11 protein-coding genes are annotated in these 12,344 nt (G+C 33.4%); 9 read left to right on the forward strand and 2 right to left on the reverse strand.

From position 1 onward, the window contains the following. Positions 1 to 39: 39 nt before the first annotated feature. Both JNUCC83_RS01700 and JNUCC83_RS01705 read right to left on the reverse strand, forming a co-directional pair. Complete coding sequence (locus tag JNUCC83_RS01700) at positions 40 to 348, reverse strand: DUF1827 family protein (protein ID WP_454460529.1); 309 nt, start codon at positions 346 to 348, stop codon at positions 40 to 42. Positions 349 to 468: 120 nt separating this feature from the next. Further along, positions 469 to 2,646 (reverse strand): ATP-dependent Clp protease ATP-binding subunit, encoded by a 2,178-nt coding sequence (locus JNUCC83_RS01705; protein ID WP_454460530.1) that lies wholly within the window; start codon positions 2,644 to 2,646, stop codon positions 469 to 471. A gap of 420 nt (positions 2,647 to 3,066) precedes the next feature. Between JNUCC83_RS01705 and JNUCC83_RS01710 the strand changes: the two genes are divergently transcribed. The 9 genes from JNUCC83_RS01710 (at position 3,067) to tig (ending at position 12,240) form a co-directional block, all read left to right on the forward strand. Continuing rightward, positions 3,067 to 3,333, forward strand: coding sequence for a phosphocarrier protein HPr (locus JNUCC83_RS01710; RefSeq protein ID WP_071456474.1), 267 nt, complete (start codon positions 3,067 to 3,069; stop codon positions 3,331 to 3,333). Next, the gene (gene ptsP, locus JNUCC83_RS01715) at positions 3,333 to 5,054 is read left to right on the forward strand and encodes a phosphoenolpyruvate--protein phosphotransferase (RefSeq protein ID WP_454460531.1); all 1,722 of its coding nucleotides are present in this window, start codon (positions 3,333 to 3,335) and stop codon (positions 5,052 to 5,054) included. Before JNUCC83_RS01710 ends, ptsP begins: the two co-directional genes overlap by 1 nt. 172 nt (positions 5,055 to 5,226) lie before the next feature. Continuing rightward, entirely contained in the window at positions 5,227 to 6,255 is a 1,029-nt protein-coding gene (locus JNUCC83_RS01720; RefSeq protein WP_454460532.1) for a glycosyltransferase family 4 protein, read from the forward strand. Further along, on the forward strand, positions 6,256 to 7,461 hold the full coding sequence (locus tag JNUCC83_RS01725) for a glycosyltransferase family 4 protein (RefSeq protein ID WP_454460533.1): 1,206 nt from the start codon (positions 6,256 to 6,258) through the stop codon (positions 7,459 to 7,461). It abuts the gene before it with no gap. A 21-nt stretch (positions 7,462 to 7,482) separates the two neighbouring features. Continuing rightward, positions 7,483 to 8,529, forward strand: a complete 1,047-nt coding sequence (locus JNUCC83_RS01730) for a lysylphosphatidylglycerol synthase transmembrane domain-containing protein (protein WP_454460534.1) — start codon at positions 7,483 to 7,485, stop codon at positions 8,527 to 8,529. Positions 8,530 to 8,641: 112 nt separating this feature from the next. Further along, positions 8,642 to 9,508, forward strand: a complete 867-nt coding sequence (locus JNUCC83_RS01735; protein WP_454460535.1) for an NAD(P)-dependent oxidoreductase — start codon at positions 8,642 to 8,644, stop codon at positions 9,506 to 9,508. An 89-nt stretch (positions 9,509 to 9,597) separates the two neighbouring features. After that, the gene (locus tag JNUCC83_RS01740; protein WP_454460536.1) at positions 9,598 to 9,831 is read left to right on the forward strand and encodes a YkuJ family protein; all 234 of its coding nucleotides are present in this window, start codon (positions 9,598 to 9,600) and stop codon (positions 9,829 to 9,831) included. 67 nt (positions 9,832 to 9,898) lie between these two features. Continuing rightward, positions 9,899 to 10,849, forward strand: coding sequence for a hypothetical protein (locus tag JNUCC83_RS01745; RefSeq protein WP_454460537.1), 951 nt, complete (start codon positions 9,899 to 9,901; stop codon positions 10,847 to 10,849). Positions 10,850 to 10,956: 107 nt separating this feature from the next. Next, positions 10,957 to 12,240 (forward strand): trigger factor, encoded by a 1,284-nt coding sequence (gene tig, locus JNUCC83_RS01750; protein ID WP_454460538.1) that lies wholly within the window; start codon positions 10,957 to 10,959, stop codon positions 12,238 to 12,240. Positions 12,241 to 12,344 lie beyond the last annotated feature (104 nt).

The following is a 12,344-nucleotide window of genomic DNA, read 5'->3' on the forward strand; positions in this document are numbered from 1 at the left end:
CTGTGCAAACGACAAGTAAAACATAGGAATGGTTTTATTTTAGCTAATTTTGTTCTTCTTTTTTTGTTTGACAGGAATTTCAACTTCAACGACACCATGAGCACGAATGATTTCTACCTCAGGATTGTCGACTGTAGTGTGAAGAAGCTCCTCTAAAACAGTGTTTAATTCTAAATCTTTGATGTCTCGAGTTTTGTTGACTAAAACAACATCAATGTGTGTATCAGCTGTACTGTGAATCACTAACGTTTTTCCTAATGAATAGACACTAACAAATCGGGCATCTGTGTTTTCTAATTGTTTTGAAACTAAAGTTGCATAACTATTCGTAACGTCAATTAATTTCATTATTCTCACCTCATTTTAGTTGTACCGTTCTTTATAAATCAATTATACCACAATGATGAAAAATTAAGGAGAAAAGCTTCCTATTAATATAGGAAAGATTTTCTCCTTAAAAATACTACACTAATTAACTTGTTCTGTTATTGTAATTCTATCATCAACTAGATTAGCAGATAAATGTTTTGCCTCTGGATTATCCAAATAGCAATCAGCAATACCATCTTCAATATACTCTTGTATAGTACGTCTTAAAGGTCTTGCACCCATACTTGCATCATAACCTAATTCAACCAATTTTTCTTTTGTTTCTTCAGTTGTATCAATATGGATACCCTCATCTTGTAATTTTAAGTTAATATCATCAAGCATAAGAGAGACAATAGACAATAAGTTTTCTTTACTTAATGGTTTAAACTCTACTACTCCATCAAATCGGTTTAAAAATTCTGGTTTAAAGTAATGAGAGAGTTGTCCTAAAACAGATTGAGTTGTTCCATCTTTAATGGCACCAAACCCAACACTAGCTTCGACATTTTGCGTTCCGGCATTACTGGTCATAATAATCAGTGTATCCTTAAAGCTTACTGTTCGACCTTGAGCATCAGTTAAACGGCCATCTTCAAGTATTTGCAAGAATAGATGCAGCACATCTGGATGAGCTTTTTCAACTTCATCTAAAAGGATTAAACTATATGGATTTCGTCTCACCCTTTCAGTTAATTGACCAGCTTCGTTGTATCCAACATAACCAGGTGGTGATCCAATCAATTTTGACACGCTATGTTTTTCCATGTACTCACTCATATCAAAGCGAATCATGTTTGATTCATGTCCAAATAATTCTTTTGCTAATTGTTTAGCAAGTTCAGTCTTACCAACACCAGTTGGACCAACAAAAAGAAATGATCCAATAGGGCGACTTTTATTTCCTAATCCAATACGATTTCGTCTAATAGCACGCGATACTTTATCAATGGCTTCGTCTTGGCCAATGACGTGTTTTTTCAACTCACTCGCTAAATGTTTCATTTGTTGTTGTTCAGTTTCTTTTAATTTGCCGACTGGAATACCTGTCATCGTTTCTACCGTTTGTTCCATATCTTCAACTGTGACAATAGGCATACTGTCTTCAGAAACTTGATGAACTTTTAAATCTTCTAACTTTTTGATTTGATCTCTGTAATAAGCAGCTTTTTCAAAATCTTCTTCTTCAGAAGCAATTTGTTTATTAGCTTCTGCTCTAGCAATACGAGAATCTAATACTTTTGGATCAATTGATGGAATGGTTAAATTCTTTTTAGATCCTGTTTCATCAAGTAAGTCAATTGCTTTATCAGGTAAATGCCGATCTTGGATAAAGCGACTCGATAGATGAACAGCCCCTTCAATCGCATCTTCTGTGTATTTAACATGATGATAGTTTTCATATTTTTCTTGGATACCTTTTAAAATATGAATGGTTTCTTCAACAGTTGGTTCATCCACTTTAACTGGTTGCAAACGTCTTTCAAGTGCTGCATCTTTTTCAATAATGCGGTACTCATTAAAAGTGGTTGCACCAACTAATTGCAATTCACCTCGCGCTAACGCAGGTTTTAAAATATTTCCGGCATCCATTGATCCATCATTCACTGAACCGGCACCAACAATTTCATGGATTTCATCGATAAATAAAATGACATTCTTTTGTTCTTTTAACTCAGTGATTAACTGTTTCATACGTTCTTCAAACTGGCCTCTAACACCTGTTCCTTGTACAAGAGAAACCACATCAAGCCTGATAACCTCTTTGTTTTCTAATTTATGTGGGACATCTCCATTCACAATACTTAAAGCTAGTCCCTCGACAACGGCTGTTTTACCAACACCAGGTTCACCTATCAAAACAGGATTATTTTTTGTTCGACGATTTAAAATTTCAATTACACGTTTTATTTCCTTGTCACGACCAATAACTGGATCGATTTTTCCTTCACGTGCTAGTTGAGTTAAGTTTTCACCATATTCTAAAAGAATAGAAGAACCACTTTCTCCCTTTCCTGGTTGTGATTGTTGTTGTGATTGTTTTATTGATTGTGATTGTTTTATTGATTGTGATTGTTGTGCCAACTGCTTGAAAAATTCATTTAATTGACCAAAACCATAGGGATCTTGTGCGAATTTTTCTCTGTTCATTTTATCTTCTTGTGATTTTATCTCTCGGTAACATTGTTGACACAAATCTATTTGTTGTTTTTCTCCATTAAGAGTAGCATGTAGATGGATAGTCGCTTCATTTGTTTTACAGTTTTTACATATCATTAGGCATATCCTCCTTTAATCAAATGAGTTGTCTTTTTTGACCTTTTTTGACCTTAGTTTAATTATATAATGTAAAAATATTTTTTGCAAAAAATTTGTTTTATTAAAAGGTGAATATTACCGAAAATGGGTTGTAATAAAAAACGTTTTATTAACGTAAAGTTTGAAGTTATTATTTAGTGTACAAAATCATGAGTAGAACAAAATAGCTAGTAAAAAATTTTATATTATTTTCTGAAACGTAGCTGAAAAGTTTATAAAAGGATTTTAATATTCTATAGATACCATGGGAAAAAAGTTGTAACTAAGAGAAAAACATGGTATTCTTTATCATTGAAAGGGTTATTTTTTTAGGACAATTTTTGTTTAATTAAATAATCCATCATAAAAATTTTTCACATGACAAAGGAGAAGATAATTATGGAAAAAAAAGAATTTCACGTAGTAGCAGATACAGGTATCCACGCTAGACCAGCAACTTTATTGGTGCAAACAGCTAGCAAGTTCAGCTCAGATGTTAACTTAGAATACAAAGGTAAATCTGTAAACTTAAAATCAATTATGGGCGTTATGTCTTTAGGTGTTGGCCAAGGTGCTGATGTGACAATTACAGCTGAAGGTGCTGACGAAGCAGATGCTATCGCAGCTATCGAAGAAACAATGAAAAAAGAAGGGTTATCTGAATAATGACAAAACAATTGAAAGGTATTGCGGTTAGTGATGGTATTGCAGTTGCTAAAGCATATCTTTTAGTTGAGCCGGATTTATCATTTGAAAAACGTTCAGTTGAAAACGTTGAAGCCGAAGCAGCACGTCTTTCAGATGCTCTTAGTCAATCAACTAAAGATTTGCAAGCAATCAGAGACAAAGCGGTGAAAACTTTAGGTGAAGAAGAAGCACAAGTTTTTGATGCTCACTTAATGGTTTTATCTGACCCTGAATTAATTAGTGCAATTGAAGGAAATATCAAAGATAACAAAGTTAATGCTGAATCAGCGTTAAAAGAAGTAACAGATATGTTTATTGGTATGTTTGAGGCTATGGAAGATAACCCTTACATGCAAGAAAGAGCAGCTGATATTCGCGATGTTACAAAACGCGTGATGAGTCATTTGTTAGGTGTTAAATTACCTGATTTGACAATGATTGATGAAGAAGTTGTTATTGTCGCTGAAGATTTAACTCCAAGTGATACAGCTCAATTAGATCGTAACTTTGTTCGTGCATTTGTTACTAATATTGGTGGGCGTACATCTCACTCTGCTATTATGGCTCGTTCTCTTGAAATTCCAGCTGTTGTTGGCACAAAAGAGATTACAGAGTTTGTTAAAGAAGGGGATATGTTAGCTGTTGACGGTAGTGAAGGTGATGTTATTGTCAACCCAACTGATGATCAAGTAGCTAATTTTAAAGCAAAAGAAAAAGCATTCAACGAATTAAAAGCTGAATGGGATAAATTAAAAAATGCTAAAACAGTAACAGCTGATGGTAAACATCTGGAGTTGGCTGGAAATATTGGAACGCCTAAAGATTTAGAGGGTGTTTTAAGTCATGGTGGAGAAGCAGTAGGGTTATACCGTACTGAATTTTTATACATGGATTCGCCAGATTTTCCAACTGAAGACGAACAGTTTGAAGCATATAAAGCTGTTTTGGAAGGTATGGATGGTAAACCTGTTGTGGTTCGTACAATGGATATTGGTGGGGATAAAGAACTTCCTTACTTGAAATTCCCTGAAGAGATGAATCCATTCTTAGGTTACCGTGCTATCCGTATTTGTCTAGCTGAAGATCAAATGTTCCGTACACAATTACGTGCGTTATTACGTGCGTCTGTTTATGGAAACTTACGTATTATGTTCCCAATGATTGCTACGTTAGCAGAATTTAGAGAAGCAAAAGCTTTACTTGAAGAAGAAAAAGCTAAATTAATTGCTGAAGGTGTAGAAGTGTCAAATGATATTCAAGTTGGTATCATGATTGAAATTCCTGCAGCAGCAGTTATCGCTGATCGTTTTGCGAAAGAAGTAGATTTCTTTAGTATTGGAACAAATGATTTGATTCAATACACAATGGCAGCAGATCGTATGAATGAACGCGTTTCTTACTTATATCAACCATATAACCCTGCAATTTTACGTTTAATTAAAAACGTTATTGATTCAGCTCATGCTGAAGGTAAATGGGCTGGTATGTGTGGAGAAATGGCTGGAGATCAAACAGCTGTGCCACTATTAGTTGGATTAGGTTTAGACGAATTTTCTATGAGTGCAACAAGTATTTTACGTACTCGTAGCTTAATGAAACGTTTAGATTCTAAAAAAATGGCTGAATTAGCAGAAAAAGCAATTACAGAATGTGACACTGCTGATGAGGTTGTTGCCTTAGTAGAAGAATATACAAAATAATTAGTGTTATGAACTATAATTTACTGTATTTATACGGTAAATTATAGTTTTTTTTTATTATTACATGTTAAAATATAAAAAGGTGTATAAATTTCGTATTAAAAATGAGACTGTAGTATGATGTATTGTGACATTGTTTTACGTATTATAGTAGATATTAGGAGTGGATTTTTTGTTAAGGATAAATATGTTTTCATCAGCTGATAAAGTGAAAGGACAGGGAGTTGGTAGCGCCTATACTGAGTTAGTTAACATGCTCAATAAACATTTTTCAACTGAATTTGATATTTCAATTAATAAATTTAACCAATCAGATATTTCACATTATCATACAGTTGATCCACAATTCTTTTTGTCTACATTTCAAAAAAAGAAACGTGGAACAACGATTGGGTACGTTCATTTTTTACCAGAAACATTAGAGGGAAGCCTAACGTTGTTTTCTCCCTTCAAAAAAATATTTGATTGGTATTTGATACGATTTTATGGTCGAATGGATAAATTAGTCGTTGTGAATCCAACGTTTATTCCAAAACTTGTTGAAGCAGGATTAAAAGAAGAACGAATTACTTATATTCCTAATTTCGTTTCAAATGAAAAATTTTACGAAGTAACAACGGATAAAAAAAATGAATGGCGACGAAACTATCATATTCCTAAAGATCAATTAGTTATCCTTGGGACCGGTCAGATTCAACAGAGAAAGGGTATTGATGATTTTGTTCAATTGGCTATTGATAATCCAGATATCCAATTTATTTGGGCAGGAGGCTTTTCATTTGGTAAAATGACAGACGGGTATGATCGTTACAAAAAAATATACGATAATCCACCAAAGAATCTATTATTTACGGGGATTGTTGATAGAGAAGAAATTATGCGATTATATAACATTGCGGATGTTTTTTTATTGCCATCTTACAATGAACTATTTCCAATGAGCATTTTAGAAGCTTTTAATTGTGGTACTCCTGTCATGTTGAGAGATTTAGAGTTATATCATGCTATTATTGATGATCAGTATATGTCAACACAAAATGTAGATGATATGAATGAAATGATTGAAACGATAAGAAAAAATCCTCAAATATTAGAAGAATATCAACAAAAATCAAAAGAATCTGCTTTATATTATAGTGAAGATCATGTTGCAAAAATTTGGTATGAGTACTATAAAAAAAACGCTAAGGAGGAGAGCTAGGTGAAAATAGGTTTTTTTACAGATACATATTTTCCTCAAGTTAGTGGTGTATCAACTTCTATTCGGACACTAAAAGAAGAACTTGAGAAGTTAGGGCATGATGTTTATATTTTCACAACAACTGATCCTGATGCAAAAGAGGTTGAACCAAGGATTATTCGGATGCCAAGTATTCCGTTTATTTCATTTAAAGAACGACGTGTAGTCATACGAGGCATGCTGTATGCTTATCACATCGCAAAAGAAATTGATTTGGACATTGTTCACACTCATACAGAATTTGGTGTAGGTATTCTGGGGAAACAGACAGCAAAAGCACTAAATGTTCCTGTTGTGCATACCTATCACACTATGTATGAAGATTATTTACATTACATTGCAAAAGGTAAAGTATTAAGACCTGTACATGTTAAGCAATTATCAAAATTATATACTAATCATATGTCAGGTATTGTTTGCCCTAGTCAAAGAGTTGTTAATAAGCTAAAAGAATATGGTATCGATCGACCAATGTCAGTGATTCCTACAGGTATCAATGTTTCTCAATTTAAACCAGTTGAAGAGGGATTAGTTGAAAACATTCGTCATAAATACGATATAGCAGAAGACGCTTGTTTATTGCTTTCTGTTAGTCGGATTTCTTATGAAAAAAATATTCAGACCATTTTAAATGGAATGCCTGATGTGGTAGAACAAGTTCCTAATGTAAAACTATTAATTGTTGGTGATGGGCCATTTAAAGCGAAACTAGAAAAACAAGTAGAAGAATTAGGATTGGAAGATTATGTTGTCTTTGTTGGCGAAGTTCCTAATAAAGATATCGCTCCTTTTTATCAAGCAGCTGATTATTTTGTGAGTGCTTCAGATTCAGAAACCCAAGGATTGACATATACTGAAGCTATGGCAGCAAAAACAAAAGTAGTGGCTAAAGGAAATGATTACTTGAACGATCTATTTAGTGATAAAAGTTTAGGTGTGACATATGAAAATAATAGTGAGTTTGCTGAGACGCTGATTGACTATGTCACACAACATATTGAATTAAATCAAGAAATTCTTAAAGATAAGTTGTATGATATTTCAAGTGAAGCCTTTGGTAAAAAAGTCGAAGCATTTTACCAGGAAGCTTTGACATATTTTGAAGAAAGACACCAAGGATACGAGGAAGAAAGTAACTTATATTCGTTAAGATTATTTAAAAAGTAGTGGTCTGCTAGGAGGAACTCTATGTCAAAAAAGAATAGGTGGTACCTACTATTAGCTGTTATGTTAGGTCTAGTAGTTATCGGAAATGAAATGAAAAAGGTCAGCTTAAAAGATATGGCAGCAGAGTTTTCCATTATAAATTGGTGGTGGATACTTGTATCTGTAGGGTGTATCCTTTTGTACTGGGGAATAGAAGCCAAGATTGTTCAAGTTCTATTGAAACGTAGCAATCCAGAATTTACTTTTTCTGCAAGTTATCGTATTCCTCTGATTGAGCATTTGTTCAATGCTATTACTCCTTTTTCAACAGGAGGACAACCCGCACAAATCATCGCCCTATCTAAATCAGGGGTTGATACAGGTGTTGCTACTTCAGTTAGTTTGATGAAGTTTGTTGTTTATCAAATATGGGTAGTGATTAATTTTTTAGTTTGTTTAATTGGTGGTTATGGTTATTTATCTAATAGCCTCTCAAAATTAAAAGTTCTTATTTTATTGAGTTTTATTATTCATTTTGTGATTGTTATTGGGTTGTTAATGATTATGTATTGGTATTCTTTTACAAGAATATTAGTTGATATGGTATTTAAAGTTATTCGTCTAATCAAGCAAGGCGAGAAAATAGACGATTTATACAAGCGAACAATCGAAAAAATGGATACATTCTATCAAGAAAGTCGTTATATGAGAGAACAACCTATATTAATGCTCAAGGTAAGTGCATTGACAGTGTTGCAACTGATAGCTTATTATATTATTCCTTACTTTATACTATACGGCTTAGGTATAACTGGAATAAGTATATTCCATGTCGTTGTGTTACACGCATTTATTACGATGTTAATCTCATTGTTCCCTGTTCCAGGTGGGACTGGGGGAGCTGAATATAGTTTTAGTTTATTATTTGGAACATTTACATTGTCTCAAAGTAAACTGGTACTAGCTATCTTTTTATGGCGAGGAGTGACTTACTATTTAGGCATCATACTTGGCTTAGTTGCTTTGACATTTCATCAAAATAAGAAAATAAATTCTAAAAATAAACAAACAGTTAAGACATTTGAGTGAAAGCTTAAATGTTTTTTTATTATTCAAAAAATAAAAGTGGTATAACTTTATTTAATACGTAACTTTTCTTATAATGTAGGAAGAGACAATTATTTATAGATGGGGTGAAGAAATGGAAAAAATTGGATTTATAGGAACTGGTGTTATGGGGGCATCAATTGTCAACCACTTATTAAAAGCAGGTTACTCAGTAAATGTGTATAATCGTACAAAGTCAAAAACAGATGATTTAGTAAAAGAAGGAGCCGTATGGTGTGAGACACCAAAAGATGTGACGAAAAATAGTGATATTGTCTTTACAATGGTTGGCTATCCAAAAGATGTTGAAGAAATCTATTACGGAGATAATGGGATATTTTCTGCACCTGTAAAAGAAAAAGTACTGATTGATATGACGACAAGCACTCCGTCTTTAGCTCAAAAAATTGATCAAACAGCAAAAGAAAAAGAAGCTTACAGCTTAGATGCTCCAGTATCTGGTGGCGATTTAGGTGCTAAAAATGGAACATTAACCACAATGGTAGGTGGCGAACAAAGTGTGTATGATAAAGTAAAACCTATATTTGACGTTTTTAGTAGCAAAGTGAACCTACAAGGAGCAGCTGGAAGTGGGCAACATACTAAAATGGCAAATCAAATCATGATTGCAGGAACAATGACAGGAATGACGGAATTATTGGTCTATGCTAAATCAGCTAATTTAGATTTAGAAAAAGTATTAGATACAGTTGGTGGAGGAAGTGCGGCTAACTGGTCGTTAACTAATTATGCGCCACGAATTTTAAAAGAAGATTTTACCCCTGGATTTTTTGTTAAGCATTTCTTAAAAGATTTAAACATTGCATTAGAAGAAGCTGAGAAAATGTCGATAGACTTGCCAGCAACAAAAGAGGCTAGAAATCTCTATCAAGCACTTGTTGATAAAGGTTTTGAAAATGATGGAACACAAGCCTTAATTAAACTTTGGTGGGATATTTAAAAAACTTACAAAAAGACAAAGTTTTTCAATGCATGTTAGAGTGGTTTCTGTTACAATATAACAGAAGAAATGCGAAGGAGGCTAGCTCTATGAAAAGTTCACAATTAGCAGCAATTATTAAACGATTGAATGCCATGGTGGAATCTAGCGACAGTGAGGTACAAGTTCGTCGATTTGAAAGAGAAGGACAAGAGCGATGCATCGTGACGTTTGATGGGAACAATGAGATGTTTGAGTTAACAGAAGCAGGTTCTCAAGAAGTCTATCAATTTGATGACATTGATTTAGTCACTTTAGAAATTTTTGAATTATTACAAGACTAACGATTAAAAGTGTTCACGTTATGTGTGACACTTTTTTTTTATGATAATTTGTAAAGGAGGACACATTGTGGGAGAAACCATTGAGTTTCCAAATAAAGAAGAACGACTTTTTTATCTAGCAAAAAAATACTTTAATCAAAATGAATGGTTACAATCTCTAAAATACTTTGAGGAATATTATGACATAAATCAAACTGTTGACGTTAACACTTATTTAGTTCGTATAGCTATTCAACTAGATATGTTAGAAGAAGGATACACGTATGTTCAAGAATTTCATTCTGAGTATCAAACTAACCCTAAACTACAAAACGTTTATTTTGAATTATTGTTGAAACGCAAACAATTTTTAACCATAGAAAAATGGTTATTGCAAATCAAATCATCCAACCGGAACGATAAATTTTACATGGAAACATTACAAAAAACTCAAGAATATTGGACAAAAGTGAATGATAAAGACTATATAAACACACTGGATTTGTGTGAAAATTTAGTAACACAAGGAATAAATGGTCAATTACAATTATTGAAAGACTGTGAGTTTTTAACTAAAGAAGATTTTATCCGTTTAGTGACAAAAAAATGGGTAAGTAATCCTGATTTATCTGTACTAGTTCGCGCACAGCTCATTGATAGTTTAGTCGAAGTGGGTGGGATTATTGAACTACATATACGAGATGTTTTTGGAGTGGAACATGTGATTGATCTAAGCCACGTACCACGTTTGATGCCAAGCGTTCTGTCACATCCTATCTACATAGCTTTATCTGAGTATCTAAGTAATAATAGCCCTACTCAAGAAGCCATGGTGTTAGGTGTCATAAAAACACATTTAGGTATGATGTACCCATGTATTGATGTTATTGTTGAAAAAGAGGATGATTGGAAAGAAGCATACTTGCGTTATTTTGGATTTGAAGTTGCACCTGGTGATTGTTTACATTCTGAGATTCAAAAAATTGATTCACTGATAAAAAAATTAGATACCATCATGATGAATACGATGACAAAATAGTGAGTAGTCAGTGAAAAATGTTTACAAGTAATGGTGTTTAGTGTAAGATTGTATGGTATGAAATAGTGTAAAAAACTATAAAGAATAGATACTTGGAGGTACATTATATGTCTACAAAATGGGAAAAAAAAGGAACAAACGATGGCGTTTTAACGTTTGAAGTTTCTACAGAGCATATTGAAAAAGGATTAAAAGCAGCGTTTGATCGTGTGAAGAAAGATTTAAACGTACCAGGTTTCCGTAAAGGGAAAGTACCTCGCCAAATGTTTAACCAAATGTATGGTGAAGAAGCATTATATGAAGATGCTTTAAACGTTGTATTACCTGAACTTTATGAGGCAGCAATTGAAGAGTCTGGTATTGAACCAGTTGCTCAACCAAAAATCAATGTTGAGTCAATGGAAAAAGGTCAACCATGGGTTATCTCAGCAGAAGTTGTTGTAAAACCTGAAGTTAAATTAGGTGACTATAAAAATCTAACTGTTCCTAAGCAAGATAGAACAGTGACAGATGAAGAAGTAGAAGAAAACTTAACTCAAAAACAACAATCACAAGCTGAATTAGTGATTAAAGAAGACGCTGCTGAAAATGGCGACACTGTTGTGATTGATTTTGAAGGATTTAAAGATGACGTTGCCTTTGAAGGTGGAAAAGGTGAAAACTACTCATTAGAATTAGGTTCTAACTCATTCATCCCAGGTTTTGAAGAACAATTAGTCGGAACTAAAGCTGGAGATGAAGTGGAAGTTAAAGTTACTTTCCCAGAGGAATATCAAGCTGAAGATTTAGCTGGACAAGATGCAGTGTTTAAAGTAACTGTTCATGAAGTTAAAGCAAAAGAATTACCAGAATTAGATGATGAATTTGCTAAAGATGTGGACGATGAAGTAGAAACTTTAGCTGAATTAAAAGAAAAAATCAAAGCTGAATTAGTCGCTTCTAAAGAAGAAGCAGCTGAAACAGCAGTTGAAGAAGCAGCAATTTCTCAAGCAGTTGAAAATGCTGAAATCGTTGAATTACCAGAAGTAATGGTTCACGATGAAGTTCACCGTGGCATGAATGAATTCTTATCAAACATGCAAAATCAAGGTATTTCACCTGAGTTGTACTACCAAATTAGTGGAACAACTGAAGCTGATTTACATAAACAATTTGAAGGTGAAGCTGAAACACGCGTTAAAACTAACTTAGTGATTGAAGCGATTGTTGAAGCAGAAAACTTTGAAGTAACAGATGAAGATATTCAAGCAGAAATTGAAGATTTAGCATCTCAATACAACATGGAAGCTTCAGCTGTAAGAAACGCATTATCTGATGCTATGTTAACTCATGATATTAAGATGAAACGTGCAGTTGATTCTATCGTGAAAACTGTTAAAGAAGAAGCTTAAGAAAGACCCAAAAGACAAGGTGAATAAGCCTTGTCTTTGTTTTTCTTTTTTAATGCATTGTCTAGTAGAGTATGTTATTATAAACAAGATGATTAGACTTTTCG

The sequence above is a fragment of the Vagococcus sp. JNUCC 83 genome (assembly GCF_053667615.1).

Bases quoted from the DNA above. Each gene is read 5' to 3' on its own strand.
- JNUCC83_RS01735 (WP_454460535.1), top strand. From the start codon at position 8,642: ATGGAAAAAATTGGATTTATAGGAACTGGTGTTATGGGGGCATCAATT.
- JNUCC83_RS01705 (WP_454460530.1), bottom strand. From the start codon at position 2,646: ATGATATGTAAAAACTGTAAAACAAATGAAGCGACTATCCATCTACAT.
- tig (WP_454460538.1), top strand. From the start codon at position 10,957: ATGTCTACAAAATGGGAAAAAAAAGGAACAAACGATGGCGTTTTAACG.
- JNUCC83_RS01730 (WP_454460534.1), top strand. From the start codon at position 7,483: ATGTCAAAAAAGAATAGGTGGTACCTACTATTAGCTGTTATGTTAGGT.
- JNUCC83_RS01740 (WP_454460536.1), top strand. From the start codon at position 9,598: ATGAAAAGTTCACAATTAGCAGCAATTATTAAACGATTGAATGCCATG.
- JNUCC83_RS01710 (WP_071456474.1), top strand. From the start codon at position 3,067: ATGGAAAAAAAAGAATTTCACGTAGTAGCAGATACAGGTATCCACGCT.
- ptsP (WP_454460531.1), top strand. From the start codon at position 3,333: ATGACAAAACAATTGAAAGGTATTGCGGTTAGTGATGGTATTGCAGTT.
- JNUCC83_RS01700 (WP_454460529.1), bottom strand. From the start codon at position 348: ATGAAATTAATTGACGTTACGAATAGTTATGCAACTTTAGTTTCAAAA.